This is a genomic window from Nitrosospira sp. TNL200 (assembly GCF_055386305.1).
The window spans coordinates 318,824-345,781 of sequence record NZ_AP041003.1 but is presented as its reverse complement, the minus strand read 5'-3'; the positions used below and the strand labels follow the sequence as shown (position 1 = coordinate 345,781).

29 protein-coding genes are annotated in these 26,958 nt (G+C 53.8%); 7 read left to right on the top strand and 22 right to left on the bottom strand.

From position 1 onward, the window contains the following. Position 1 precedes the first annotated feature (1 nt). Genes atpA through ACZ5CE_RS01620 form a run of 6 tightly spaced genes read right to left on the bottom strand, consistent with a single transcriptional unit; the run spans position 2 to position 4,144 of the window. On the bottom strand, positions 2 to 1,543 hold the full coding sequence (gene atpA, locus ACZ5CE_RS01645; RefSeq protein WP_464576029.1) for a F0F1 ATP synthase subunit alpha: 1,542 nt from the start codon (positions 1,541 to 1,543) through the stop codon (positions 2 to 4). A 14-nt stretch (positions 1,544 to 1,557) separates the two neighbouring features. After that, entirely contained in the window at positions 1,558 to 2,094 is a 537-nt protein-coding gene (locus tag ACZ5CE_RS01640; RefSeq protein ID WP_464576028.1) for a F0F1 ATP synthase subunit delta, read from the bottom strand. A 3-nt stretch (positions 2,095 to 2,097) separates the two neighbouring features. Then, on the bottom strand, positions 2,098 to 2,568 hold the full coding sequence (locus ACZ5CE_RS01635; protein WP_464576027.1) for a F0F1 ATP synthase subunit B: 471 nt from the start codon (positions 2,566 to 2,568) through the stop codon (positions 2,098 to 2,100). Between the two features lie 35 nt (positions 2,569 to 2,603). Further along, the gene (gene atpE / locus ACZ5CE_RS01630) at positions 2,604 to 2,876 is read right to left on the bottom strand and encodes a F0F1 ATP synthase subunit C (protein ID WP_464576025.1); all 273 of its coding nucleotides are present in this window, start codon (positions 2,874 to 2,876) and stop codon (positions 2,604 to 2,606) included. A 58-nt stretch (positions 2,877 to 2,934) separates the two neighbouring features. Beyond that, on the bottom strand, positions 2,935 to 3,741 hold the full coding sequence (atpB, locus tag ACZ5CE_RS01625; RefSeq protein ID WP_464576024.1) for a F0F1 ATP synthase subunit A: 807 nt from the start codon (positions 3,739 to 3,741) through the stop codon (positions 2,935 to 2,937). Positions 3,742 to 3,778: 37 nt separating this feature from the next. Next, positions 3,779 to 4,144 carry an ATP synthase subunit I gene (locus ACZ5CE_RS01620; RefSeq protein WP_464576023.1) on the bottom strand — a complete coding sequence of 122 codons (366 nt, stop codon included), beginning with the start codon at positions 4,142 to 4,144 and terminating at the stop codon, positions 3,779 to 3,781. Positions 4,145 to 4,300: 156 nt separating this feature from the next. On the opposite strand from ACZ5CE_RS01620, the gene ACZ5CE_RS01615 reads away from it, so the two are divergent. Further along, a complete protein-coding gene (locus ACZ5CE_RS01615; RefSeq protein WP_464576022.1) occupies positions 4,301 to 4,498 on the top strand; it encodes a hypothetical protein in 198 nt (65 codons plus the stop codon). Between the two features lie 164 nt (positions 4,499 to 4,662). Here ACZ5CE_RS01615 and ACZ5CE_RS01610 read toward each other — a convergent pair whose 3' ends face one another. The 4 genes from ACZ5CE_RS01610 to cysC form a co-directional block, all read right to left on the bottom strand. Beyond that, positions 4,663 to 5,124, bottom strand: a complete 462-nt coding sequence (locus ACZ5CE_RS01610) for a DUF3565 domain-containing protein (protein WP_464576021.1) — start codon at positions 5,122 to 5,124, stop codon at positions 4,663 to 4,665. A gap of 131 nt (positions 5,125 to 5,255) precedes the next feature. Further along, entirely contained in the window at positions 5,256 to 6,272 is a 1,017-nt protein-coding gene (locus ACZ5CE_RS01605; RefSeq protein ID WP_464576020.1) for a polysaccharide deacetylase family protein, read from the bottom strand. Positions 6,273 to 6,418: 146 nt separating this feature from the next. Next, positions 6,419 to 7,750 (bottom strand): putative O-glycosylation ligase, exosortase A system-associated, encoded by a 1,332-nt coding sequence (locus ACZ5CE_RS01600; protein WP_464576018.1) that lies wholly within the window; start codon positions 7,748 to 7,750, stop codon positions 6,419 to 6,421. A gap of 119 nt (positions 7,751 to 7,869) precedes the next feature. After that, the gene (gene cysC, locus ACZ5CE_RS01595; protein ID WP_464576017.1) at positions 7,870 to 8,553 is read right to left on the bottom strand and encodes an adenylyl-sulfate kinase; all 684 of its coding nucleotides are present in this window, start codon (positions 8,551 to 8,553) and stop codon (positions 7,870 to 7,872) included. A gap of 42 nt (positions 8,554 to 8,595) precedes the next feature. Between cysC and ACZ5CE_RS01590 the strand changes: the two genes are divergently transcribed. Beyond that, positions 8,596 to 8,823, top strand: a complete 228-nt coding sequence (locus ACZ5CE_RS01590) for a hypothetical protein (protein WP_464576016.1) — start codon at positions 8,596 to 8,598, stop codon at positions 8,821 to 8,823. After that, a complete protein-coding gene (locus tag ACZ5CE_RS01585; RefSeq protein WP_464576015.1) occupies positions 8,823 to 9,797 on the top strand; it encodes a sulfotransferase family protein in 975 nt (324 codons plus the stop codon). Before ACZ5CE_RS01590 ends, ACZ5CE_RS01585 begins: the two co-directional genes overlap by 1 nt. A gap of 184 nt (positions 9,798 to 9,981) precedes the next feature. On the opposite strand, the gene ACZ5CE_RS01580 is transcribed toward ACZ5CE_RS01585, so the two are convergent. From ACZ5CE_RS01580 to ACZ5CE_RS01570, 3 genes are read right to left on the bottom strand one after another with little or no spacing between them, the layout of a single operon-like run. Continuing rightward, a complete protein-coding gene (locus ACZ5CE_RS01580) occupies positions 9,982 to 10,884 on the bottom strand; it encodes an acetyltransferase (RefSeq protein ID WP_464576014.1) in 903 nt (300 codons plus the stop codon). 49 nt (positions 10,885 to 10,933) lie between these two features. Continuing rightward, a complete protein-coding gene (locus tag ACZ5CE_RS01575) occupies positions 10,934 to 11,110 on the bottom strand; it encodes a hypothetical protein (RefSeq protein WP_464576013.1) in 177 nt (58 codons plus the stop codon). Then, the gene (locus ACZ5CE_RS01570) at positions 11,104 to 12,045 is read right to left on the bottom strand and encodes a glycosyltransferase family 2 protein (RefSeq protein WP_464576011.1); all 942 of its coding nucleotides are present in this window, start codon (positions 12,043 to 12,045) and stop codon (positions 11,104 to 11,106) included. Before ACZ5CE_RS01570 ends, ACZ5CE_RS01575 begins: the two co-directional genes overlap by 7 nt. Before the next feature lie 373 nt (positions 12,046 to 12,418). Here ACZ5CE_RS01570 and ACZ5CE_RS01565 point away from each other — a divergent pair, with 373 nt between their 5' ends. The 4 genes from ACZ5CE_RS01565 (at position 12,419) to ACZ5CE_RS01550 (ending at position 16,662) form a co-directional block, all read left to right on the top strand. Beyond that, the gene (locus ACZ5CE_RS01565; RefSeq protein ID WP_464576010.1) at positions 12,419 to 13,429 is read left to right on the top strand and encodes a glycosyltransferase family 2 protein; all 1,011 of its coding nucleotides are present in this window, start codon (positions 12,419 to 12,421) and stop codon (positions 13,427 to 13,429) included. Further along, positions 13,426 to 14,115, top strand: a complete 690-nt coding sequence (locus tag ACZ5CE_RS01560) for a class I SAM-dependent methyltransferase (protein ID WP_464576009.1) — start codon at positions 13,426 to 13,428, stop codon at positions 14,113 to 14,115. Before ACZ5CE_RS01565 ends, ACZ5CE_RS01560 begins: the two co-directional genes overlap by 4 nt. A gap of 17 nt (positions 14,116 to 14,132) precedes the next feature. Further along, positions 14,133 to 14,486 carry an EamA family transporter gene (locus tag ACZ5CE_RS01555; protein ID WP_464576008.1) on the top strand — a complete coding sequence of 118 codons (354 nt, stop codon included), beginning with the start codon at positions 14,133 to 14,135 and terminating at the stop codon, positions 14,484 to 14,486. Between the two features lie 217 nt (positions 14,487 to 14,703). Next, entirely contained in the window at positions 14,704 to 16,662 is a 1,959-nt protein-coding gene (locus ACZ5CE_RS01550) for a DUF6077 domain-containing protein (protein WP_464576006.1), read from the top strand. Between the two features lie 22 nt (positions 16,663 to 16,684). On the opposite strand, the gene ACZ5CE_RS01545 is transcribed toward ACZ5CE_RS01550, so the two are convergent. The 9 genes from ACZ5CE_RS01545 to ACZ5CE_RS01505 form a co-directional block, all read right to left on the bottom strand. Next, positions 16,685 to 17,344 carry an IS630 family transposase gene (locus ACZ5CE_RS01545; protein WP_464576005.1) on the bottom strand — a complete coding sequence of 220 codons (660 nt, stop codon included), beginning with the start codon at positions 17,342 to 17,344 and terminating at the stop codon, positions 16,685 to 16,687. Then, positions 17,344 to 17,787: a helix-turn-helix domain-containing protein gene (locus ACZ5CE_RS01540; RefSeq protein WP_464576004.1), complete on the bottom strand. Its 444-nt coding sequence runs from the start codon at positions 17,785 to 17,787 to the stop codon at positions 17,344 to 17,346. The genes ACZ5CE_RS01545 and ACZ5CE_RS01540 overlap by 1 nt, the downstream gene beginning before the upstream one ends. 70 nt (positions 17,788 to 17,857) lie before the next feature. Then, positions 17,858 to 19,321, bottom strand: a complete 1,464-nt coding sequence (locus ACZ5CE_RS01535; RefSeq protein WP_464576003.1) for a lipopolysaccharide biosynthesis protein — start codon at positions 19,319 to 19,321, stop codon at positions 17,858 to 17,860. 172 nt (positions 19,322 to 19,493) lie between these two features. Beyond that, a complete protein-coding gene (locus tag ACZ5CE_RS01530; RefSeq protein WP_464576002.1) occupies positions 19,494 to 20,870 on the bottom strand; it encodes a phenylacetate--CoA ligase family protein in 1,377 nt (458 codons plus the stop codon). Next, positions 20,867 to 21,985: a glycosyltransferase family 4 protein gene (locus ACZ5CE_RS01525; protein WP_464576001.1), complete on the bottom strand. Its 1,119-nt coding sequence runs from the start codon at positions 21,983 to 21,985 to the stop codon at positions 20,867 to 20,869. Before ACZ5CE_RS01525 ends, ACZ5CE_RS01530 begins: the two co-directional genes overlap by 4 nt. Continuing rightward, on the bottom strand, positions 21,982 to 23,202 hold the full coding sequence (locus ACZ5CE_RS01520; RefSeq protein WP_464576000.1) for a TIGR04063 family PEP-CTERM/XrtA system glycosyltransferase: 1,221 nt from the start codon (positions 23,200 to 23,202) through the stop codon (positions 21,982 to 21,984). The genes ACZ5CE_RS01525 and ACZ5CE_RS01520 overlap by 4 nt, the downstream gene beginning before the upstream one ends. A gap of 6 nt (positions 23,203 to 23,208) precedes the next feature. After that, positions 23,209 to 23,523 carry a hypothetical protein gene (locus ACZ5CE_RS01515; RefSeq protein WP_464575999.1) on the bottom strand — a complete coding sequence of 105 codons (315 nt, stop codon included), beginning with the start codon at positions 23,521 to 23,523 and terminating at the stop codon, positions 23,209 to 23,211. 363 nt (positions 23,524 to 23,886) lie between these two features. Continuing rightward, the gene (locus ACZ5CE_RS01510) at positions 23,887 to 25,020 is read right to left on the bottom strand and encodes an SGNH/GDSL hydrolase family protein (RefSeq protein ID WP_464575998.1); all 1,134 of its coding nucleotides are present in this window, start codon (positions 25,018 to 25,020) and stop codon (positions 23,887 to 23,889) included. A gap of 99 nt (positions 25,021 to 25,119) precedes the next feature. After that, positions 25,120 to 26,958 (bottom strand): carbamoyltransferase family protein, encoded by a 1,839-nt coding sequence (locus tag ACZ5CE_RS01505; protein ID WP_464575997.1) that lies wholly within the window; start codon positions 26,956 to 26,958, stop codon positions 25,120 to 25,122.

The following is a 26,958-nucleotide window of genomic DNA, read 5'->3' as shown; positions in this document are numbered from 1 at the left end:
GTCAATAGGTTCCGTTCTTTTTAAAATCCTGGATAGCGGCATCGAGCTCCTTCTCGGTTGCGGCATCGAGGTCCTTGGTGGACTCTATCCTCTCCATGATGGAAGCGTACTTGCTGCGTATGTAGCCTTTGAGCGCGGATTCGAACGCCAGCGCACGTTTCACGTCGACATCATCGAGATATCCCTTGTTGACGGCAAACAGCGTGAGAGCCATTTCGGAAACGCTCAAGGTCGCGTACTGGGGTTGCTTCATCAACTCCGTCACCATCTTGCCGCGCTCCAACTGCTTGCGCGTCGCCTCATCGAGATCAGACGCAAACTGTGCAAACGCGGCAAGCTCCCGATACTGCGCCAGGGCGAGGCGAACACCACCGCCGAGCTTCTTGATGACCTTCGTCTGTGCGGCTCCCCCCACGCGGGACACCGAGACCCCGGCATTGATAGCCGGCCGGATGCCGGCGTTAAACAGATCGGTCTCCAGGAAGATTTGGCCATCGGTAATCGAAATGACGTTGGTGGGAACAAACGCGGTCACATCCCCCGCCTGGGTCTCAATCACGGGAAGCGCAGTGAGAGAACCTGTCTTGCCCTTCACGGCGCCATTCGTCACCTTTTCCACGTATGCAGCGCTGACTCGCGCAGCCCGTTCCAGCAAGCGAGAGTGCAGGTAGAACACGTCGCCCGGATAGGCTTCACGTCCGGGCGGGCGGCGCAGGAGCAAGGAGATCTGCCGGTAGGCCCATGCCTGCTTCGTCAAATCATCGTAAATGATGAGAGCGTCCCTGCCCGTGTCGCGGAAGTACTCGCCCATGGTGCAGCCGGAATAAGGTGCGATGAACTGCATTGCCGCCGACTCGGACGCCGTGGCCGCCACCACGATGGTATATTCCATCGCGCCGTGCTCTTCCAGCTTCCGCACCACGTTGTTGATGGACGATGCTTTCTGTCCGATGGCGACATAAATGCACGTCATGTTCTCGCCCTTCTGATTGATGATCGCATCCACTGCAACCGCGGTCTTGCCGGTCTGGCGATCACCGATGATCAGCTCGCGCTGGCCCCGCCCCACGGGAACCATGGCATCGATGGATTTGAGGCCGGTCTGCACCGGCTGATTCACCGATTGCCGCCAGATCACGCCGGGAGCAATTTTTTCGATGGGCTCGGAGCGCTGGCTGGCAATGGGGCCCTTGCCGTCTATGGGCTGGCCCAGCGCGTTGACCACTCGGCCAACCAATTCTTCGCCGACCGGAACCTCAAGAATACGGCCGGTACATTTGACGGTGTCGCCTTCCGTAATGTGCTCATAAGCGCCCATGATCACCGCACCTACCGAGTCGCGTTCCAGGTTGAGCGCCAAGCCGAAGGTGTTGCCGGGGAATTCCAGCATCTCGCCCTGCATGACATCGGAGAGGCCATGGACACGTACGATGCCGTCGGTTACGGAAACGATGGTCCCCTGGGTGCGCACTTCCGCGGTGGCCCCCAAGCCCTCTATTCTGCTTTTAATCAGCTCGCTGATTTCGGATGGATTCAAGTGCATTTTTACAATAACTCCTAGCTTTTAAGTGCAATAGCCATGGCTTCCAGTTTGCCGCGCACGGATGCGTCGAGCACTTCGTCACCGATTTCCACCTTCACGCCGCCTATCAATTCAGGATCGATGCTTACCGTCGCCTCTATCTTTCGCTTGAATCTGGTCTCCAGATCCGCGACCAGTTTCTTCAACTGCTCATCGCTTACCGGAAAGGCCGAGATAATTTTTGCTTCCAGCACGCCCTCACACTGCGTTTTCAATTGGTCGAACAACTCGCTCACCTCGGGCAATATCCCGATACGGCCATTTTCGGCAAGCAGCAATATGAAATTACGGCCCTCTTCATCGAACTTGTCGCCACCGACTTCCAGAAGCAATTCGCCCAGCCGTTTTGCGGGAACCTTGGGATTGCCGATAATCGCTCGCATGCTTTCGTCCACCGCCATTGCAGTAGCGAGTTGCAACATTGCAGACCAAGCCGGCAGCGTGCCATTGCTCCTGGCAAGCCTAAAAACAGCTTCGGCATAGGGGCGGGCGATGGTGCGGGCTTCAGCCATCGTTCAAAGCTCCGCTTTTATGGAAGCCAGCAGATCGGCGTGTGTTTTGGCATCCACTTCGCGGCGGAGGATTTTTGCCGCGCCCGCCAGGGCGAGATCCGCCACCTGCTGCCTCAAGGCCTCGCGCGCGCGGAATACCTCCTGCTCGACTTCGGCCTTCGCGCCCGTGAGAATGCGGCCACCTTCTTCCTTTGCGCTCACCTTGGCTTCATCGACAATTTCGGCTGCACGTTTTTCCGCTTGGGCAATGATGTCTGTCGCACGCTGCTTGGCTTCCCTGATCACGTCGGCGGAACGATGGCTCGCCAACTCCAGTTCCTGCCTGCCTCTTTCTCCGGCAGCAAGGCCGTCAGCAATGGTTTTTTGCCGGTTTTCGACAGCACGCATCAAGGGGGGCCAGACAAACTTGACTGTAAACCAGATAAATATGGCAAATGCCATTGCCTGGGCAAAAAGCGTGAGGTTGATATTCATGGCTGCCTCTGATTATGGTCCGGTAACGGGCATTGCTACTTGATGACAGCCAGCAGCGGATTGCCAAAGGCAAAAAGCATGGCCAGACCCACACCGATAATAAAAGATGCGTCGATCAACCCGAGGAGCAGGAAGACTTTTCCTTGCAGCGTCGGGATCATTTCCGGCTGGCGTGCGGCACCTTCAAGGAAGCTGCTGCACATGATGCCTATCCCGATACAGGCGCCGGCCGCGCCCAGACCGATCATCAGGCCAATGCCAATGCCGGTATAGGCTTGAATCATCGCCAAGAATTGCAAGTTGTCCATCTCGATTTTCCTCGTAGTAGTGATAAATTAGGTTTGCCGATCAGCAGGGGAAGCGAAATCAGTGCGACTCGTGCGCCATCGATAGATAAACTACCGTCAGCATCATGAATATGAATGCCTGCAAGGTAACGATCAGAATGTGAAAAATAGCCCATCCGGCTCCGAGCAGCGTACCGAAGAACGTCCCGGCAAGCCCGGTCGCGGCCCACATGCCAATCAGCAGAAAAATGATTTCTCCAGCATAAATATTGCCGTAGAGACGCAGGGAATGCGAAAGCGGCTTGGAAACATATTCGACGATATTGAAAAGTATGTTTACGGGCCACAAAACCGGGTTCTTGCCGAAGGGAGTGCATACCAGTTCGTGTATCCAGCCTCCCAGGCCCTTGACCTTGACATTGAAAAAAATCATCAGCAACCAGACCGAAAGAGCCAGGGCAAAAGTGGTATTGATGTCGGTGGTGGGAACACTGCGCCAGTTATGCAGGCCGAGCACGCTATATACCCCGGCCATGATATCGATTGGCAACAGATCCATCGTATTCATCATGAGCACCCAGACAAACACCGTCAGCGCCGCGGGCGCCACGAACGCATGCCGGTCTCCGTGAAAAGTGCTTTTGACCTGCTCATCGATAAATTCGATCGCGAGCTCGATGAACGCCTGGCGCTTGCCCGGCACGCCGGATGTCGCGTCCCGCACTACCCACCACAAAAATCCGAAGCTTATCAAGCCGAGCAGGACGGACATGATCAGTGTATCAACGTGCAGCGTCCAGAACGCGCTGTCACCGACCGAACTGGTAAGGTTGGTCAGGTGATGGCTCATATAAGAGGTTGGAGTAAGTTCGGTGCCCGATGCCATGATCTGCCTTGATCTGCTTTAATCTACTTTGTCTACCCTAGCCTGTTTGCCGGCGGGATTCGATCGCCTCTGCATCGTCCGTGACAAACAGCGCCATGCCAAAAATCAATACGGTGATTGCGAACGTCCCGATAAAACCGACGGCAACCACGTCTTTATATAGCGTCAATACCAGCCATAGCATGAGCACTATGAAGATTACCTTCATCGCCTCCGCCTTGAATGCAGTAATCAGCACGCCGGCCGGTGTGGAGGCGGGATAGCGCGCGATAATCACGGCGAAAACCGCGGCGGATGCGATACTGGTCACACCGCCCAGAAATGCTGAAGCCGCCCCGTGCAGCCCCCATACGAAGCCAAGCACCATTACCATTGCCGCAGTGACGATCGACTGCCAACGCATGACAATGCGTACTGGCCTGTTTCGTATCCAAGGCATAATTTTTGGTGTCTATCAGAAGCTGCTCAGCATGATGCTGGGCTGCTGAAGATCTTATCCTGGAGATTCGACTTTTCACTATCCGGACAGAGCCCCTTTTCGGGGTTCTTGTTCTTGATCATGTCAGACCAGTCAAAATCGGCGGTGGCTCGTATTTTGAAACACGCGGATTCTAATCTGCTTGAGCGCTTCAGTCAATGGAAAGTCCTGCTCGAGCCGCCGAATCCGCGCGAAATTATCGGCATTGCCATCGCATACGAACTGGTGCGTATGCGCCCGTACAGCCCGTACAAAAAGGCTTTCCGCGAATCCGCATGACTTCCCGGAATACCGATCCTGATAAAAGGGGATTTATTTGAATTTCGGGTTCCGGATCCAGGGAGCATTTCCCCGGCACGATTGTAATGAACGCGCTGCCCACAGTTTCCAGCTGCTTCCGCAGGCGGCAGGAACATGAGGGCCCGGCACCGATTCCACATCTATCAGTCGGGTGCTTTGTAAAATTCGACAAAGAAACTGGCCGCGCCAAGAGGCTCGACGTTGTGCAGAACTTCGGGCAGGACGATGCCGAGCCTATCCACCGATAATTCCGTTTCTTTTCCCAATGCCGGAACGCGATAAAGCAGCTTTCCCCGGGTTACCCTGATTTTTGCCCATACCCCGGTCTTGGTGGAATGGTCTTTTCTGAGCGCGGCCGGAATCGACTCCTCATTAAACTCCGCGGTCCTCTTGTATGGAATGAAGTGATCCGGCAATTCAAAATTATCGCACCGCACGCAATTCAGCGCTTTGCCCATCATGCCGCTGCGTCCTTCGGCGGTAGCAACCCACGGGCGGTTGATGAAAGGCGGATCATGACGAACATGTTGCGGATGGCCGCAACTGAGAATTGCGACGGGATCTCCGTCGCTCCCCACTCCAAATTCGACAATCGGTCTTTCCATATCTGAAATCTGAAGGTAAAACTGCTGGATGAATCTGCCCGTATGGATGAGAAATCAACCCAGGGATGAAGAGAGCACTGCAAGAACGCATCCCTGGTTTTCTTGAAATCCTTCCGCTCGTACTGCCATCCTCAGTGCAAAGCCACTTCGGTATTCCTGAGCATATTCTGGATCATCCTGAAAACAAAACGAACCTGGCCTCCGCGATCCCAAGGCGTAAACCGTGGCAATTGATATAAGTCATCTCCTGGCCTTGCCGCCCCATAAGCAGTGGAAACCGCCGCTTCAAAGCCCAGCTCCCGGATCATCGCGACATGCTCCGGCAGGTAATCGCGCTCCGGCTTCCCATTCGGGTATGCGAAAAAACGTACCGGGGCGCAAATTATACCCTCTAGCATTTCCTTTCCGTTTGCGATTTCAGCACGTGCCGCGCTTTTTTCCGTGCTGGCGAGAATAGGATGAAAGACCGTGTGCCCCCCAATCTCCATTCCTGCCCCATGCAGCAACCGGATCTGCTCTGAAGTCATCATGAGGTTATCGGGGAGATTCACGGAAATGACGGAACACATTTGATCGATACGGGATTGCCTGGAAGCCGGTGGCAAATGCTTGAGCGCTCCTATCAGTCTGTCAATCGCATGCCGGCGCTGCATTATTGTTTCAATCGGAAAGCTTCCCAAATTCAATCCGCCAAGGTCAAGCGTATTTCCCGGCGCACAGCGGACGAGTTCGATCACCGTGTCGTTCCACATCCGTCCGCCATCGAGAACCCCGGAAGATACAAAAAAGGTTGCGGGAATCCCGTGTTTTTGCAGTATCGGCAACGCAATCTCCGCGTTGTCCGCATAGCCGTCGTCGAACGTGATGCATGCTGCGCGTGCGGGCAAACTCCCGGAGCGCAATCCTCGAACTGCATCGGCAAGCGGAATTACCCTGAAACAATCTGTCAGCAAACCCATCTGTTGATCGAAGGATTCCATGTCCCCGCCTTCCGGAAACAGGGGGTCGGCTTGCGCCAGAACGCGATGATATATCAGTATGGACAAGCGTCCCCGGCGCCCCCCCGGAGAAAAAAACTGCAGGAGCGCGCGGGCAGGCGAAAGAAACTCTGATCGGCCGGGTTTGGCCGTTCCATAAGGATCAGACATGGGCATCACAAAACGTAGTGTCCGGATTATCGGTGAAGAGGCAAAAGTGTCATATGCTCGAATGCGCGACCAGAATCGCAGCGTGATGTCCTGTTGTGAGCCGGTGCATCAAAAATTGCTCGTGGCTGAATCGTTAAAACTTGCCGCTAGCTGGAATCGGGGGTAGTAGATTGTGATGGACTCATGCGCCCAAACTGGCCGGAAACATCCGTATTTTGAACGACTGCCGCAGCGGCTTTTCCCTTCAATTCCTTTTCCACCAGCACTCTTGTTGCGACCATCGCCGCCATGAGGTAGTAAGGCACATCGAAATAAAGCAAGCTCAGGAATGCGCCCCCTACGGCAAAACCTATCAGGCTTACCTGGACCATTGTCGCGAGATTGTAGGCCCACCGGTATTCTTCCTGCTTCCCGATATTTCGGATAATCCATGATCCCGTTCTCCAGGTTGAAAGAGCGAGCAGCAAATAGAGTCCCAGGCCCACGAATCCATGCTCTCCGAGAACCTGAAAATACACGCTGTGTGCAGCATGCAGGTCTTCCGGGTCGGGAGCATAAAGCAAGAAAAGTTCCGGCATGCTGACTTCGAAGCCACCTCCTACCAGAGGCCGCTCCTTAGCCAGGTTATACGCCATCCACCAGACATTGAACCGCCCTTTAACCGATAAATCCTCCTCGTAGGTATTAATCGTGTCCATTCTCTCGCCCCATTGCTCCGGCATGAACGCGAGCGCAGGCAAAGCCATAACGAATACGAACAGGGCAATTCGAAACTTGTGCTGACTCTTGAGCCACAGGAATCCTCCCATGGCCGCAATTGCCAGCAGAGCGCCACGCGAGTATGTCCCGAGAGCGGCCAGCGCGCAGAGAATCATCGCAACGGTCAAACTGTGGCGTACCCACATTTTCGAGGATGTCATCTGGAGATAATGCATCAAGGGTATGGTCATGATAAGCGCAAGCGCGATTTCATTATTTCCACCAATAAACGTACCCTCCGGCCCCCACACCTTGTCCTCGCCCCCCGTCGCCACCGTGAATACCCCGCCCTTGACGCCGTAATAACCGAGAGATAGCACGATTACGCCGATAAGAAGATGTATATGCCGCCGGGTTTTTATGAGCATCATTGTTACAAAAGTCATCAGCATGATTTTTATGACTTTTACCCATTGCTCAAAGGACTCCTCGGGATATAAGGCGAACATGGTGGTTACATTCATCCACATGACGAAAGCAATGAAGAACCATGTAACCGAGGTGAAGGGTAGATTTTTGGAGTGCTTCGTGAAAACCAGGCTCACGAGGGTGACGCCGCCTATCAGCGCCGCAAAAGGAAAGGTCGTGGCAAAACCCCAACCCTGTGTGTGTGGATTCATGACACTGATCCACACCCACATCAGTACCCCTATATAAGGCCTTTTGAAAACGAGGGGCAGCAATCCGAAGACAATGATGGAGACGAGAATATCTCTCATGGCCTCTCCGGAGAGGTGAAGTCCATATCAGATGTTAAAAACATAGCGAACACGTGCCCATACCCATGGATGCCTGATCGCGTTATCCTGGAGGCGCATGATCGTAAACAACAGGATGATCACTCCGGGCTATAGCCAAAAGAAATGACTGGCCGCTCTTGCGAGTCGTCAACTTCCAACACGCATGCCTGCTCTGGATTGATACTCAAAATATTACGGCATTGAAGATACTCCACCACCCGCGCTACACAATCATCGAGCGGGCACTCGCCGGTGCTCACCACAAGCTCCGGAGCAAGGGGCGCTTCGTAAGGAGATGAAATGCCGGTAAACTCCTTGACTTCTCCCGCTCGCGCTCTCCGGTACAAACCCTTCACGTCGCGCTGCTCACAAACCTCCAGACTGGCCTGGCAAAAAATCTCGATGAAATCACCGTGGGGGAAAATGCTTCGAGCCCGCTGGCGATCAGCATGGAAGGGAGAGATAAAGGCAGTCATCGCTATCACGCCGGACTCAACCAAAAGCTTTGCCGCTTCGCTTATGCGGCGAATGTTTTCGGAGCGATCGGCCACCGAGAATCCCAAGTCGGAGCACAATCCGTGTCGGATATTGTCGCCATCGAGAACATAAGTCCGGCAGTTCAACTGATGAAGCCTATCCTCCACGGCGTGCGCCAAGGTCGACTTACCCGAACCGGAGAGACCGGTAAACCATAATACCGCCGAGCGATGGGCATTCAACCGTTCACGGTGAGTCCGGGTAACTGTGGCGTTGTGCCATATCGTATTGGTACTTCTGGCCATTTTTGTCAACTCAATAACTTATCTTGGCGTCGGCGACTTTCCATGTTTAACGGCTCGCTCAATGAGCTCTTTAACTCATTTGTTTACGCGTTTGCATCAGGATTAAATGATGAAAAAGTGGCGCGTTACAAGCCTCTATCGAAAAGCCACGTAAATCAGATGCAGGGCAGACTTGGAGCGGGAGAAAGTTTATCATGCTCACTCCTTCATCCTTCGGATTTATCTGCCGTTAGTATAGATAACGCGGAGCTGACGAATAAAGGGTTTTGATGAAAGACAATCATGCGCTGATCATTCTGGGGATGCATCGAAGCGGCACTTCGCTATTGACAGGTCTGTTGAGCCAGGTGGGTGTCCAGATGGGCAAGAGCCTGTACGCTCCCCAAAAAGGGGTAAACGAAAAGGGCTTCTGGGAACATGAAGATATTGTAGATGTACACGATGAGTTGTTATTGAATCTCGACTCGCAATGGGATGACCTTCTCCCTCTGGCGGACAACTGGTGGGAAAGCGCGCGGATTAAACCCTTTGCCGAAAAATTGAACAAACTGGTAAGACGCGATTTTTCCACTGCCCGCATCTGGGCCCTCAAGGATCCGCGCATGTGCCGGCTATTGCCGTTGTGGCTCTCGATTCTTAGCGCCAGCGAAATCAAGGTTACTTTCGTCTGCATGAACAGGAATCCGTTTGAAGTAGCCGCCTCTTTGCAGAAACGGGATGATTTTTCAAGGGAAAAGGCGTTCGTCCTGTGGCTCAGCCACTCGTTGAGCGCGGAATGGTATTCCAGGGGATTGCCGCGTATTTTTATTGAATTTGATGATGTAGTCCAAAACCCTGTTCAAACTCTGTTAAAAATAGAGCAGGAATCCGCCACCCTTTTCCCTGTGCCAGTCAACGAAGCAATTGAAAAAATCAGTAGTTTTGTTTCGCCTGGATTGAGGCATCACGTTGCTGATAAACAAGACGATATTCGTGAATCTTTGCCCCTGATGGCTCGCGAGCTACATCACATTTTCGGCGAACTTGCTGGAGGAAAATGGGTCCCCCAGGAAGCAATAGACGAGGTTCATGCGAATTTTCGCGCGTACAGGGAAAAATGGAGCCCAGAGTTGATTGAGCAGATCAATTATCTTAACCGCGAACGCGCCGACTACAGAATCAAATTTTTTCAAATTTACAGATCGCTGAGTTGGCTCACGGTCAAGCCATTGTGGCTGATCGAAAAAATGTTTAGAAAATATTGAACCCAAATCCGGCAGTTGACCGCTCATTTCCAGCTTAGAGCCATGATCCACAAAAACTTTCCGCGATGCTCGACGTTCATCTGGTGAGTTCATTACAGAGCGGATTCAGACTGAATGCAGGAAGACTTGCTCTTTCATATTCGTATTGAAGAATAGGTCGTTGCATCAGGATTTCAAGTTTGAGTTAGTGCAAGCCATCAAAAGCAGCACTAAAGCGAGAAAAAAATTTTGCCAGATCGCTCTCCGGTAAATGGTTGACACCCGCTGCCCGTTTTCGCCCGCCCCCACTTTCAAACTGATTGCATAACGTGTCCGCACCGAACGGATTGGAAAGTGGAGAGCGAACGCTAACGACATAACCTCCATTCCCTCGCGCTGTCAGAATGGCATGGGCGAGCAACGGCTCGGCCTGGGCCAGATGATTGCCGAAAGAGCCGCTGACGCGGCGGCTCCATGGCTCATCGGGCAAAATATACGCTTTACCCTGGGAACACGCATATTCGGGGTTCACCTTGCTCGCAAGCGCCATGTCGGCAGCAAAACCTTCCCGTAGTGTCGCTATCACCGTTTCTTCTCTCAGAAAATCAAAAGGACTGGAAAAGGAGTGAAGACGGCAATAGAGTTCAGCCGGATGAAAGAAAAGATCCTCGACGGTATCGCCATAGGCGTTGTAGTTCAGGCACTCCCCCAGTTCACGGAGACGAACCACCTCCCGTTCCGATAGATGCAAGGCTGCCGCTAAGCGCATGGCCGGTTGCGGCAAGCCGTCGCCAAATGCGGCTACCGCTGCCCAAATACGAAAACGTCCATCTAGCATGCGGTCGACCAGAAGGCTGGTACAGACGTCCGACGAAGGATCTATCACGGCACTGAGGCCCGGATGAATCGGAATATCTCCCGCAAAGTGATGATCTACATAAGTGATGCTCACGCCTAGATCAAGCAGATCAAGCAGTGGCTCCCGGTTTTTATCCAGAGAGATATCCAGGGCAACGACATGATCTCCCCGGGTAGCCCGCACGTCTTTCAACAGGCCGATATTCCGCTTGACTCCGGTGACGAGAACGCTGCCCCTTGGTTCGGCCAATCTCAGCTGATGCAGGGCACATATACCGTCAGCATCTCCGTTGAACGCGTCAAAATAAGTCATGCGGCAAAATGGAAAGGTTTCCCCTGGCATCATTCGCAAGCATGATCGCCAGCCAGCCGTTGCCACGGGTCCATGGCAGGACCCAGGGACCGGCGCCTTGCTGGGCATAGAACTGGCTTTTCTCCCCCCCAAGAAAGAAATCTATCGAAAAATCGCTCACCATTTGGGCTTCCATCCCAATAATCCAGCTGGAATGTAAGCAAGATTTTTCACTTTGACAGGAGATGTGATCCAGGATTTGAGAAAGGAACGATTAGCAAGCTCCACGTTGCCTGCAACAAGATTTTTGAGACCAAATTCCATGTGATATCGGGCCATGTTTTTCTTGAAATGAGCTCTGGCGAGACAACGTCCGTCCGGGCTGCACAGCCCCCATTTGCTTACCGCCTTCGACAATAGCTCAGTCCGATAATCCACCGTTCTCGCCAGTCTGTTACCCTGGCCTGGATGCTGCCGGTACAACGTCAGCGGTCTTTTCAGTTTTATGAACGGATACTCGCGTGAAATACGCAACCACAGATCCCAGTCTTCGCTATACGGCAGGGATTCGTCGAATACGCCGCATTTGTCGAATACCTCGGCGCGTATCAGCGCTGCGCTGGTCAAGACCCAGCAGTCCAGCAAGAGCAGATGATATATCCAGCCGGAAAATTCCTCGTCGATACCCGTCTCGCCCATCAAATCGGAAAAGCTTTCCGGAGCGGGAAATACCCCATGATCGTCGGGAAACCACCAGAGAAAGGTACTGTACACCAGTCCCACCTCAGGACGCCGCTTCATCTCTTCAACCTGCAGCTCAAGCTTTTCAGGAAACCAGTAGTCATCATGATCCATAAGGCAAATATGCCTTCCTGCTGCTTCACGAATTCCGTGGTTACGCGCAGCACACACCCCAGCGTTGCGCTGAGCAAGCAGCCGGACAGATCCACCGTAAGAAGCAGCGATTTCCCGAGTGTTATCCGTCGAACCGTCATCGACTATAATGAGTTCCAGGTCTTTGAGAGTCTGGCCAAGGACGCTATTGATCGTTTCCGCGATATACGTCTCGCAATTGTAGGTAGGAATTATGATGGAAACGGAAGGTCTGGAGTCTGTCATGCTGGACCGCTACCTGGATGAATGGTGTTTCACAAGTTCCGCCTATAATAATACGAGGAGCGATACTCATAAGAAGCGACGCAACTGATTTCTCCGGTTCGCCGCTCTCCTGGACGCCGACAGCGAAGCTGCGGACTTACTTGAATCTTAGCCCATGAGCGTGTGATCTTGTAGTGTACCAAGGTCTAATTGTCTGCACCGGGAGGTCCGGTATGATGGACGCCAGGCTTTGCCGGACCGCTTGCGCAACATATTCCCTCATTTTTCCCTGTGCCGGAGCTGAGCGTAGAGCGTAGCAAAGCAAAAACCGCTGCACCAATGACACACGTCTGCTCGCTTTGTGGATTCTCTTGGACTACCAGCTAAATTGATCATGACTGATTTGCCGCCAAACCTGGAAAACAGGATTGCAGTAGTTATACCTTCATTTCGAGTCAAATCCCACATTATCGAAGTTTTGAATGGCATCGGGCCCGCTGTCTGGCGTATCTTCGTGGTTGATGATTGCTGCCCTGACGGCTCCGGAGATTTCGTGCGCCAGCACTGCCGGGACCCTCGAGTGGAAGTACTTCGGAATAAGCAAAATCTCGGGGTTGGCGGAGCCGTGCTTGCAGGATATCGCGCAGCGGTCGCCGCAGGTGCCGATGTTATCGTTAAAATCGACGGCGACGGACAAATGGATCCCGCCCTGCTATCGCATTTTGTCGCGCCGATCATCTCCGGAGAAGCGGATTATGCGAAAGGCAACCGCTTCTATAACCTCGAAAATGTTCGGTCGATGCCGCCTGTGCGCCTGGCGGGAAATGCTGTCCTGTCTTTCATGACCAAGTTCTCCAGCGGATACTGGAACATCTTCGATCCCACAAATGGTTATACTGCGATTCATGCCAACATTGTCCAGATACTGCCGCTGGAAAAAATAAAAAAGAGATATTTTTTTGAATCGGACATGCTTTTCCGCTTGAATACAGTCAGGGCCAAGGTCGTCGATATACCCATGCTCGCGCGTTACGCCAACGAAAAAAGCAATTTGAGCGTGCACAAGGTGATAACGGAATTTTTCTGGCACAACGTCGCGAACGGATGCAAGAGGATTTTTTACAGCTACTTTCTGAGGGATTTCTCGGTAGCAACTCTGGAACTGGTTTTTGGGTTGCTGCTGCTGACCGGAGGGGTAATTTTTGGTGCCGTGGAATGGATTATTCACGCCCGGCAGAATACCTTCGCCAGCACGGGAACAGTGATGCTTTCGGCATTGCCCGTGCTTTCGGGGTTACAGTTGCTGCTTGCATTTATCAATTATGACGTTGCTACAGTTCCAGCAAACGCCATACATGGGCAGCTTGTTGCAGAAGAACAGTCGCAAAAGGAAGGTGAATCATGAAACCGGACCCAGATTACGATGATTATGTAAGAAGGTGGTCGGAATTATATGAGAAAAATAACTACGATGAAGGTCTGGCAGGGTATTTTCTCAGCAAAAGCCACGAGTGGTCTGAAAAACCTTTCGGCGCAAACTGCCATTTTCCAAAAGTGCTGGAAGTGGGAGCCGGCTCCGGCGTCCATATACGATATATTCGGCATACCTTTGAAGAGTACTGGCTGACGGACCTGAACCCTCCCATGCTGGATGCTTTCAAACTTTCCAGCTCGATGACGACACGAGGCAAGCTTTTTCGACAACGGGAAAATGCAACAGCACTATCTTTTCCCGATGCCACGTTTGATCGTGTTATCGCCGCACATGTTCTGGAGCATCTCTATAAACCTCATGAGGTGCTCAGGGAATGGGTGCGTGTCCTGAAACCTGGCGGGCTGCTTACCTTGTTGCTTCCCTGCGATCCGGGCGTCGCCTGGCGCTTGGGCAGGTACACGTCCGCAAGGAAAAAGTTTGTCGATGCCGGCATCGAGTATGACTACTGGATGGCGAGGGAGCACGTCAATCCCATCAATTGCCTTGTTTCCTTTGTTCGCCATTATTTTCCCAATGTTACTGAGGAATGGCGGCCTCTGCTGCTGCCCTCGATAGACCTGAATCTGTTCTACATCGTCCATATCCGCGTCCAATAATCGGTTATCAAACCCTCATGTCCTTCTCGCAACTGCTGCTCACGCTGCTCTGTGTCTCCGCGATCTGCATGGGGCAAATCCTGTTCAAGCGTGCGGCCCTGGAAATAGAGCAACTGGATAACTGGCTTCACCTGCGGGTTCTTCTCGTCATGGGAATAGCATTTCTCGTTTATGGCGGGGCAACACTCATGTGGATCCATCTTCTGCGGAATATCGCACTGACGGTCGCCTATCCTTTTATGGCATTGAGCTTTGTTGCGGTTCCCATACTGAGCTGGTGGTTCTTCAATGAACAATTAAAACCAACTACCATCATTGGAGGCGTTATTATCGTGGCCGGTATCTGGGTGTCGGTAGGCTCGGAAGTTTGACCGCATCCACCGTATCCTGGCCGCATGGACAACCTGCAGTGTTCAGAAGACCCGTGCCAATGCTTCACCGCGTGATATAGCTGCTCTCAGCATATAAAACAACATATAAATACCGTTCCATAAGAGGTTGTAGTTGAATGCAGCGTCTCAGTGCAACATCGGGAAGTCACCGCCTTGATCCATTGACTGTCGTGATCGTTACTCTACAAGCCGCACCGTGCATAATCTGATTGCCGCAGTACTGGTTCTATTCGCCGGGTGGACCGTTTCCACTCAGCTCGCCGTATTGCTGGGCCTATCGCTCAGCAACCTGATCGTATTGGCGCCAATTGTCATGTGCATTGCAGGTTTCCTGTATTTTCGGCTGGCGCTTTCGAATTCCAAGAATGCCTCATCCGGAAATGAAATCAGCAGCGCTGCGGTGATTCCGGTCAGCCAGCCACCGGTCCCTGTGCTTTTTTGGCTGTGCATGGTGCCGCTCATTGCGTACGTCTCTTGGCTGGCCTTCTGGTTTAGTTCGCTTCTGGTTCTATCCTACTATGTCTCGAAACGCGGTCCTCTTGTAACTTTGCCTTCCCCCAGGGATATCCCCCTTCGCCCATACGAACGTGCCGTTGTGGCACTTGCTTGCGCCGGAGCAGTGCTGCTTACTCTTGCCGTGTCGCGCAGCGACCTGGATGATACATTTTATGTGGCGGTGACTGCTTTTGCCGCGGGGCATCCACACGAGCCGCTGCTTGCGTTTGATCCCATGCATGTCGAACGAAGCTGGCCACTCATTTTTCCCAGCTATCGTTTTGCAACATTTGAATTATTTGGTGCGGCATTGGCGCATCTTCTCAGCGTACCCGCCATGGATGCGGTTTACCGTATTGTCCCTCCCTTCGGCGCTGTACTCACGGTGCTATGTATTTTCCTTTATTCCCAGGAGCTGATGCCACGCCGATGGCTTTTACTCGGCGCAACCACTCTTGTTCTGATTCTCGTTCTGGGTGAGGCGCATCGTGCCCCCGCCAACTTTACGTTTGTGCGGATGTTTCAAGGCAAGGCGATTTACCTTTCCGCGATCCTGCCTGCCATTTTCTACCTTACCGCCCGCTACCTTTCTCCTCGGGGAACTTCCGCAGACGCGTTTCTGCTTGCTTGCGCCCAGATTACGGCGATCGGGCTTTCTAATTTCTCCATCCTGGCTGCACCGATGGCCGGCGCGGGCGCCCTGCTTTCCAACTACATCCTCCTGAACCAGCAGCCAAAAAGAAAATTCTGGTATGTTGTCGCCACGCTTTCGATCGCGCTGCCTTACCTCATCGCTGTCATGTTGAGTTCGCAGGGCGGAGCTTCGCTATCGCAATTCGAAACTGAATTGCCGGCGACTGTGTGGAAATCGGTATTGGGATGGCGCCAACACTATTTCGTCGCGGTCTTGCTCCTGGCTGGCCCCATCCTGGCTGGGGACAAGCTGCTGCGGCTAAGGCTCGCCATCCCCATGCTGCTGCTCCTTGCCATCTATCTGAATCCCTTGCTTTCTCCCCTGATTTCCCGGTTTGTGACCACGCCGCCAGTATATTGGCGAGTAATGTGGTCGTTTCCTCTTTTGGTGGCCACAGCGGCTGGATTTTGCCTGGTAATAGAGTATGTGAGGGAAAAAGCAACAAGGCGTATTTTCCCAGCGATGCTCGGTACCGTGGTTTTGTTCCTGCTTGCCGTATCCATTCCCTTTCATACCTTGCGCCAGGATAATGACATACGCTGGGATTTCGCCGCGAAAAAAATCTCTCCGGACGATTATGAAGTCGCACAAACAGCAATATCGGCAATGGAAGGCAACACAGGCCGATTGCTGGCACCGGATGAAATTTCAGGCATTGTAGCAATGTTCGAAACCCATCCGGTTCTGGTAAACGCCCGCAGCCTTTATATAGGATTCCTGGCGCCCGCAATGGGCGAGGAAGACTCTGCGGCCAGGCAATTGCTTCACGGTTTCGTCTCAGGCACCGCCGAATCCGGCCCAACCGTTCGCGCCGCCCTGAATTCGCTAAGTGTTGCCACTGTTGTGACTCATGGAAGCAATCAGCAGCCTGAACTTGAGCTATTGCTGAAGGATGAGCGCTTCAGGCGTACTCATGCCGTTCACGGTTATGATATCTGGCACAGAAACCTCCCATCTTCCCGATAATACTAGTATTTAAACATGTTAATTAAGAAACATAATGCCGCGCCATTTTCCTGTCCGCATCCTGCCGGGTAAACGACCATTCGATGCAACGGTGTTCGGCATTGCGACGCCGCTGCCAGGCATCGACTTCGGTGGCGAGCGTGGTTCGATCCGGCAGACGCCGATTCAGACACTGGCGATCCAGGATGCCGATTTCGATTTCAGCCATGTTGAGCCAACTGGCATGTTTCGGCGTGTAGTGGAATACGGCTCGACGCAGCAGCGCGCGGGCTTCCTTGACGCCGAGCACCTCCTCGAAGCCCTTGCGGAAATGGGTATTAAGGTTGTCCAGCACCAAGTGGACGCGCTGCGCCTTGGCATAGGCCTGCTGGAGCAAGTACTGGACGAAGGTCACGAAGTCGGCTTTGGTGCGGTGGCCGGTGACTTTGACGGTTCGCTGACCACCCTTGGGTTCCACGGCCACGAACAGGTTGCACGTACCGGCACGCACGTATTCATAATCCAGCCGCACGGGTGTTCCGAGGCGCATCGGCAAAGGCGCACGAGAATCCTGGAGCAACTGTTTGCTCTTCTCGTCCACACAGACGACAGGTTCGTCCGGCCGCAACGGGTGAGCATAGAGGTCGAGCAGATCGTACATGCGTTGCCGATACTCCTGCGTCAGTGTACCGATACACCACATCAGCTTGCGCCACGGCTTGATGCAGTTTTTTTTAGCAGCCGGCGGATGGTCTCGCGGCTGATGGGGCCAATCCCCGCCTGCGCTTGCGCGGCCTGCTCCAGCAATTCAAGCGTCCAGCGCTTGGCGCCGGCCGGCAGTTGCGAGCAGGCCAGGGCGGAAATCCTGGCTTCGATGTCCGTATCGTACCGTCGAGGTTTGCCGGGGCGCGGGAGGTCATGCAACGCATGCGCCGCGCCGCCTTCCAGATATGCCGCCCGTGTTCTCCAGATGGCGGTACGACCGATGCCGAGAACCGCCATGATCTGGACTTCCGGTATGCCCTTGTCCAGAGCGAACAAGACGTGTGCCCGATTGACTTCCCGGGCGTGGTGCAAACCGCTCGCGCGGTACGACTCAATCAATTCGCGATCCTCGTCGGTAAGATGCAATTCAGTCTGTCGCATGGCCAACTCCTCGTCACAGGATAAGTATGCGACAGCATAGCAAATGTTTCGTTAGTTATGTGTTTAAATACTAGCTTTTGCGCCTGCCCAGAAACAGACCTATTGCATCCTCCAGTAATTTTTCGTAGAAAACTCGCAACATCAGATAGTAAACCGCAGCGCCGACTGCGATTTCAAGAAGCAGCCAGACCAGGCCGCTTTGGTGGCCGAACGCGAATTTGACAGCCAGGACGCATAGCACCATGACGGATGAAGAAACAATAGCTGGACGAATGCTTTTTCCGATTTTCGCCAAGGTAATATCCAGCGCCGCCCTGGCCAGAAGGATCGTGGCGAATGCAACGATTAATTCGGTCGTTGCAATGGCTGCGACAAGTCCGATCACCCCCTGATTCGAGCCGATGGTGACAAGAGGCAGCAACACAAACAACGCCACGATCACCGATCGCAACGATAAATCCGGACGTCCCATGCTGTTCAGCACTGGCCTGAGGAAAGATGTCGTCATCCTGAATGGCATTGCAACGGATAGCAGCGCAAGAGGCGTGGCAACAGGCAGCCATTTCTCACCCAGCACAGTGGCAACGAATTCCTGGGCAATGCTCGCGGTGCCAAGCATGACCGGAAACAGGCCGAGCGCCACAAGGCCAAGAGATTTTTCCAGATAATGCGTTGCCAGGTGACGCTGATCCTGGAATTTGGAAAATGCCGGAAACATGATGGGGTTGATTACGGGCATGACTTTGACCAGCGGCAACAGAGCGAACTGGAACGTAACTTCGAAGATGCCCAGCAGCTCTGCCCCAAGGATGGGTCCCGCAATCAGGATAGCGAGCTTGTCAGCGATGAGAACCAGCGAAATCCACAAGAACATGACCCCGCCCAGCGTCATCATTCCGCGCACTGCCGAAAAACTCAGAGAGGGAACGATGATCCATGGTTGCAGAATCATCAAGAGCGTCGTAAGAAGGATGCGGTTGATCATTACCCCCAAGACCAGAGCCCATACCCCTGCTCCCCAGATAGCGAGCGTGAGCGTGGCGATGGATGCGCTGACATTGGCGATCAACTCGACAAACGCCCTCAACTTGAATTTCAATTCTCGATCCAGAAGCGCGTTGGGCACCGCCCTGAAAGGTGTCAACAAAAATACGAAAGCCAGAACCCTGCCCAGCAATTCGAGGCGGGGCTCGTTGAAATAAGCCGCTATGAGTGTCGCACCAAAGAAATAAACCAGAAACAGGATGCTGTTGATGACCAGCAGCCAACCGAAAACACTGCGCAGTTCTCCCTCTGTTACCGTCTTGGCGCGTACCAGCGCAAGATCGAGGCCAAGCGTGCTCAGCAGTAAAAGTAGCTCGGCAGGCGCTTCAAGCATGGCGTTGAGCCCGTAATCCTCCGGGCTGATGAAACGCACTACGATAATGGTGCTTACCCAGCTAATGGCCTGCCCGATCAACCGCAGGACGACCGCCCAGCGCGCGCCCGAAAGGATTTTCTGTATGGTTTCAGTATGGGCTTGCTGCTTATCCATGGATGTGTTTCCGAAGGAAGGTGTGCGAAACTTCCCGGAAAGCCAATAGCCGCAACCCGGACAATGGGTGGTTTGCCATGAAAATTGAAAAAGCAATGATTATGATCTAGGTGGCACCTGCCGAGTGCGATATGCATTTTGCTGCAGTACGCTCGCCGTGCGAGAGGCTAAATCAGTGTGCTGCCACCTTGCTTACCACATACCGGAATTTCCCTGATTTTTCTGGAGGGATCTCGTTTACCTGCTCAACCACGACGCAAACAGCCTGACCCAGTCGTGACCTGAACGCCACTTTGATATTCTCCGCGTCTTGCGGCTCCAGCCTGACGTTTGCAACAATGAGGACCCGGGTGAGATCCAGGTTTTCCTGGATGATCTTGAATTGGGATACCCACGGCAGGTCGCGCAGGACATAGATCAGGGCAAGGCCATGTATGACTTTGCCATCCTGAGCAACCAGGAAATCGGTGCTGCGGCCCTGAATTTCCTTGAGTATGGGAAGCCCTCTTCCGCAACTGCAAAGCTTGCCATCGAGAACGCCAATATCGCCAGTGCGATAGCGTATGAAAGGAAAATCCTTCGTGGCCAGATGCGTAACGACGATTTCTCCGGCTTCACCCTCAGGCAAGGGCAGGCCTTGCGCGTCCACGACCTCGACAATGATGTCTTCCGCAGTGATGTGCATGCTGCCGGCAGGGCATTCATGAGCGATAAAACCTGCGTCCCTGCCGCCATAGCCATTGGCGACAGGGCATCCGAATGTCTTGCTAATCTGCGCGCGCTGTTCATCGTAGAGCCGTTCCGAGGTCACAAACGCGACCCTGATCCCGAGATCGTCCATACGGCGTCTTCTTGCCACAGCGTGACGGGCGATATGGGACAACGCGGAAGGGTATCCAAAAAGCATCTTTGGACGCACGGCGCACATCTCGTCCAGGAACCCATCGAGTTTTTTCTCTGACATTTCGAAGGCCGGAAGCAGCCTGGTTCTGAGAAGCCGGTCTCGAAGAGCGCGAAGGCCATCCTGCGCGCCAAGTTCGATCGGCGAGCCCCAGACGACGATTTCCCTATCGCCGATGTCCACATCCCACCAGCGCGTAGCCCGCCATTTGGCAGCCACATCATGACTCACCCGTTCCTTGCCGATATAGAAGATCAGCGGCTCGCCGCTTGAACCGCCGGTATTGAAACGGGCAAGGCCGCGGGCCTGCTCTGACTTGAGCATGTCCGTATGGGCGCGAATGAGGGATTTGTCCAGAAGCGGCAGGCACGCAAGATCGGTAAGGGTTCCCACCTCGCCAGGCTTGAGCCCCTTGGCCTGGAACAGCTCCCGGTAATAAGGGACATGCGCTGCCGCATGCATAAGCAATTGCCTCAACCTGGATAGCTGCAATTCCTCCAAATGCGTGGGATGCCACCACTGCGTGACTTCTAGTTGCTTGCGCACCGCTACGCTATCGTGATGTTTAAGATGCTCTTGCAGGGGAAAAAGGAGGCTGGCTATGAGTGCCGTATACCAGTCGCCCTCTCTCAGCCCATGAACCTTCACTTGCTGGCAACCATGGCACGGCAGGATTTCGCCAGCACATCCTGATAAACGCCCAACAGGCGCTCACGAACGTTCGCCCATGCATACTGCCGCGCAGCTTCAAGGCCAGCCTGCCTGAGCTTGTCGGCTCTGCCGGAATCGCCGAGTAATGAAACAATGGCATCGGCCATAGCCTGTGGATTCTGCACGGGAACAAGCAGGGCAGTTTTACCATGTTCCACCAGGTAGGGTATCCCGCCCACATCGGTGCTGACAACCGGAACGCCGCTTGCCAGCGCTTCCAGGATGGAGATCGGCATATTGTCAGCAAGGCTCGGGTTGATCATGGCATCAGCACTGTGATACAGGGAAGCCATGCCCTCATTGTCCAGGCGGCCGGTAAAGGTAACCGCATCCGCGATCCCAAGCTCTGAGGCGAGTTGCTCCAGCGCCTGCCGCTCCGGACCGGACCCTGCCACGGTAAGCCTTGCCGTAGGAAAGCTGCGCCGGGCAATGGCAAATGCGTGCAATGCCGTTGCATTGTCATATATGGCTTCCAGGTTGCGGGTGACGATCAGGTGCGGGCAGTCTCTTTCTGGAAAAGCAGGAGTGCGTGGTTGTGCACTAAAGCGGCTGAGGTCGATGATATTCGGGACGATAATGGTCGAGAACCCTCGTTTTCCAAACACGGATTCAAGAAATGCGGAAGGAACGATGATAGCATCGGCACGGCTCAAACTCGGCTTTATCCATGAAAATGCCTTATTCAAAAATGCGTCGGCTTCTCCTCCGCGGTAATTGATGACGACCGGCAGTCCTTTTATCCGGCCTACCCAGATTGCCGGGGCAGCAAAAAGATGCCAGGACCATCCGGAATTGGCCATTACATGAAATAAGCGGACCTCATCTGCAGTGCGCCAAAGGTGAACCAGATAGGGCAGCAGACGAAACACGGCCCTTATCCCCTTGAGCTTGCCGGCCCACAGGGGCCAGTAAGGGCGGTTCACCTGAATCACCTCTACGACAGCATCCTCCTCCCTCAGGAGCCTCGCCAGTTGTAAGGTCTGATTCGCCATTCCTCCGGAAGGCGGGGGCAGAGGGCCGACCAACCCGATGCGCAAGCCATCGGTCTTCAACGCAATTGCCTTCCGTCGGCAAGAGATCCATAGATTTTTTCGTATCGAGCCACGCTCGCAGGCCAGCTGCGTTGTGTTTCGACGAAACTGCGGGCGGCTGTACGCAAGCCAGGCCACGACTCCTGCCGTGATATGAATTCAATGACTTTATCCGCCAGGGCGTCCGGATCGCCGGCCTTGAAAAGAATGCCGGTTTTTCCGTCCTGTATGAGCTCAAGGTGGCCGCCCACGTTCGACGCCGCTACCAGCCTGCCCTGCGCCATCGCCTCTAGCGGCTTGAGGGGGGTGACGAGATCAGTGAGTCTCATTTTTAATCTTGGATAAACGAGAATATCGATCAAATTGTAATAGCGCTGCACCTGCTCGTGAGGAACCCTGCCGGTAAAAATGACCTTGTCTTCCAACCCCAACCGCGTTGCCAGGTCTTTCAGTTCTTTTTCCTGCGGACCTCCTCCGACCAGCAGTACGCGAATATCCGGATTTTGTTTCAACATCCTGGGCAATGCGTGCAGTAAGATGACCAATCCTTCATAGGCGTAAAACGATCCGATGAATCCAAGCAGCAATTTGCCGCTCACCCCGAGATATTGGGCGAATTCCAGGTCTGCAGAGTTATTCATACCAAAATCCTCGAGATTGACCGCATTGGGAATGACAGTCACCTTTTCTACCGGGATGCCTCTTGCGAGAATATCACTTCTAAGCCCTTCGCAAATCGTGGTGATGGCATCGACCCGCCTCAGCGCGTAGCTTTCCAGGTTTCGAGTGAGGCGATAACGAACGCCCCATTCACGGTTCGTTCCGTGATCCACCGCGGCGTCTTCCCAGAATGCCCTGACCTCATATACGACTGGAATGCCGAGGCGACGCCCCACCCGCAATGCAGGCAGGGCATTCAGGACGGGAGAATGCGCATGCAGGATGTCCGGCTTGATCATTTTCGCGACATCCGTGAGACGCTCCGTTAATTGACTGATGACCGCTACCTGATTCAAGACCGGCAATCTGGACATCAACCCCGAGGAAACGGGAGTACGAAAAAAATGCCACCCCTGGACGTCCTCCTGCAGGACGTTGCAATTTTCCTGCTTGGAGCCGGTCAGATGGAATGTTTCCCATCCCCTGGCGCGCTGCTCCCGCAGGATCGCAAGAGTCCGAAATGTATAGCCACTATGAAGCGGAATGGAATGGTCAAGAATGTGCAGGATGCGCTTCATGTCGTCTCATTGGACGATCGCCATCTGGCTGAGCCATCCGTTGCAGTCAAGCGGTTTGCTGCGATCATGGTACTCTGGAAAATAGAATTCGGAAAACTCCGTTAATTTATACCAGTAGCGCCCTTGGGATAACTGTACCAAAGGGCGATTACGGGGATCATCCAGATATTTTATAATGCCAAGCTGCTCGAACCACCTCATGCCGGCGCCGGCCTGGATATGCTTTTCAATTCCTTCATCTTCATTCTCATCTGTCTGCCTATAACCGTTGCGGCATTTTTCCGGCTTCTTTCTGAAGACGGTCAGTTTTGTCAGTAACAACGATCTTCCATCAAAAATGAGAAGTGTAGATAGCCGCTGCTTTGGTTCTGCAAGATGACGTTATCGAGACGTTGATCATTACTGAGGAGGAAAGCGACGGCTGATTATGATGTTAGTTTATGACGGGAATTGTTGCCAGGGTTATTGAGCGGTCAGGATAGGTTATCGAGCTGGTGGAGGCGGTGCTCGATCAAGTGCTGGAAGCGAGATCACAGATGCGCTGGGGGGCGAATCGGCACAAACGGGACAGAAGAACGGCAGGGATACCGGAATGGCAATCGGCATGCATTTGTACACGCATGGAGGGGAGGAGGAAATTCAGGGAGCGGGCTGCAGCATTCGCCCAGCGGGGAGAACATGCTTTCACAGATCATCCTGTTTCAGCATAACAGGAGCGAGGATCTTCCGAAATGCGGGATTTGTTGCAAGAGCCCGGCTGACACGGTCAGCCATTGCTTTGCTGCCCTCATCGTTGAAGTGGACCGAATCCGTGAAGTAGGCAGGGGTACCAGGGATATCGTTCTCACCTTCGATAAGTAGCGCCCCAGTCCCCCTGGCGACCTCCCCGATAATCTGGTTGTATCTCTCATAGGAGGCAAGCAACCCTTCAAAGGTCATGAATGGCATATAAAAGATGGCTGAAGCCATGGCACGCTGCTGCTGCTCCTGCGTTTGACCTTTCCTGAGATGTGTCGAAAAAGTCGCGATTGCTACGACTTTTGCTTGTTTTTGCGCCGAATGCACAAGCTTGACAAGATTGGCGCGAAATTCAGCGCCCAGCCTGGAGGGGTCGAAAACAAGTCTGTCACGATTTTCCAAGGCAATGCGTTCTGCGGCCATGACCCGAAGGTTTTTCTCGACCAGATTCCATAGCACCGAGTAACGCCCCGGCCATGAGAACTCCTGGAACCCTCCTTCAGCAATCAGCCCCTGCGCGAGTGCCAGCTCACGCAATTCGCCCGACATATCGTTGGTGGCATGGTAAATGATGATGACATCGGGCCGGAGGGGGGCAATACGGTATTCCAGGTTCTTGAGCGAGGAATTTACCGTGTAGCCCGAGACACCTCCATTGACATAGTCGAAGCGAGCCTTTGGAAATGCCTGGGACAACGAAGCAGTGGCGAGATGCGGCCAGACAAACTCGTTGCCGGAGACCTCATGGCTTATTGTCGTCGATGCGCCAAGGAAAGCGAGGCGAACAGTCCCAGTAGGTTTTTCCGCTGCGATCTCCGGGCCCCGAAAACCAAGGCTATTGATCGAAATATGACCATCAGAAAGGCCAGCGCGCGGTATACGAAGACCACTTTGGGGGTCAAGGGTATAAAATTCTTCTACCGCCGTAACCGAACCATATTTTGCCGCCTGCCTGATCCGGATTGTCAATTCCGCGAACAGCAAAACCACCACTAGTGCAATAACGGTCAATGCAACCAAAGAAATCCACTTGGTGCGGGACGATAGTACGTCCTGGCTGGGCTGGTTTGCGTTTTGCATAGTTCTCTTTCCGATGCGCTTTGTCCGGGGCACTACTCAAATAATGCCCCTCGCAATCATTCATAGAACCGACACGGGCTCCAGCCTGGCTTTTCCAGATCAGTCGAGATCAAATGCCTGCTCATAATTCTGCTTGAGCGCCGGATTCTGATCTTCCTTCTTGAGAAAGCAATTGCCCACTGCGAGCACATCGAGTTCTGTTCCCATGAAGCAACGAAATGCGTCCTCCGGTGTACCAACGATCGGCTCGCCCCGGACATTGAAGCTCGTATTGACGATGAGGGGACAACCGGTCATCGCGTAAAAATCTGAAATCAGGTTGTAGTATTTCGGATTGGTCTCCTCATGCACCGTCTGAATCCGCGCCGAGTAATCGACGTGTGTGACCGCGGGGATGTCAGAGCGCGGGACGTTAAGTTTCGCGATTCCAAACAATTCCTGTTGCTCTGGTGTCATCGCCTTCCGGCGGCGCTCGACGACATCGGCAACCAGCAACATGTAGGGACTGTCCGATTCGAGCTCGAACCAGTCTGAAACATGTTCGCGCAATACAGAGGGCGCAAAAGGCCGGAAAGACTCACGATATTTCACCTTGAGATTCAGAACCGATTGCATTGCCGATGAGCGTGCATCGCCGAGAATCGAGCGGCCACCCAAGGCGCGAGGCCCAAACTCCATTCTACCCTGGAACCAGCCAAGAGCCTTGCCTTCAGCGAGCGCCTGCGTGCAAGCACGAATCATAGCCTCTTCGCTCAGCACCTCGAACCTGGCATCCGCTGCCCTGAGGCGCTGCTCGCACTCCTGTTGAGAGAAGCTCGGCCCCAGGTAAGAGCCTTTCATGATATCGCGCGAGTCGGCGCTGACCTGGCGCCCTTGGTTCTTGTACAGGTGATAAGCGACGAACGCCGCACCCAGCGCACCGCCTGCATCACCTGATGCAGGCTGAATCCAGATATTTTCGAACTGACGGTCCCGCAGCACCTTGCCATTGGCAACGCAGTTGAGAGCGACGCCGCCCGCCAGGCACAGGTTTTTCGCCCCGGTCTCGCTCTTGATCGCGCGGGTCAAGCGTAGCACCACCTCCTCGGTCACCGCCTGGACTGATGCAGCCAGATCCATCTCCCGCTGAGTGAGCGGCGACTCGGGCGCGCGTCGCGGTCCGCTAAATAACTGGTCAAAGCGGCTATTGGTCATGGTCAGGCCGGTGCAGTAGTCGAAGTAGTCGAGATTCAACCGGAAACTGCCGTCGGGTTTCAAGTCCACCAGGTGGTCAAGAATGAGGGCAGCATACTTCGGCTCGCCATACGGCGCGAGACCCATGACCTTATACTCGCCCGAATTCACTTTAAAGCCCGTATAGTAGGTGAACGCGGAATAAAGCAGCCCGAGCGAATGCGGAAAATGCATTTCCCGTTGTACTTCGAGGGTATTACCCTTGCCCCAACTGAGCGAAGTCGTCGCCCACTCTCCGACGCCATCCATGGTCAGCACCGCAGCTTCCTCGAACGGCGACGGAAAAAAAGCGCTCGCTGCATGGCTGAGGTGGTGCTCCGAAAAGAGCAGCCGCTCCTCGTTGAATTTTCTGCTACTGAAAGTATGGAGCGACTTGACTAGTAGATCCTTGAGAAATAGCTTCTCCCGCAACCACAGGGGCATCGCCATGCGGAAGGAACTGAATCCGCGCGGTGCAAAGGCAAGATAGGTTTCGAGCAGACGCTCGAACTTGAGCAGCGGTTTGTCGTAAAAGCAAACGTAGTCTATATTGTCGAGGGAGGCGCCTGCAGCACTCAGACAGTACTCGACCGCGTTATCCGGAAACGCTGCATCGTGCTTTTTCCTGGTGAACCGCTCTTCCTGTGCCGCAGCGACGATGCCTCCGTCCTCAATGAGAGCAGCCGCACTATCATGATAAAAGGCGGAAATTCCAAGAACGCGCAT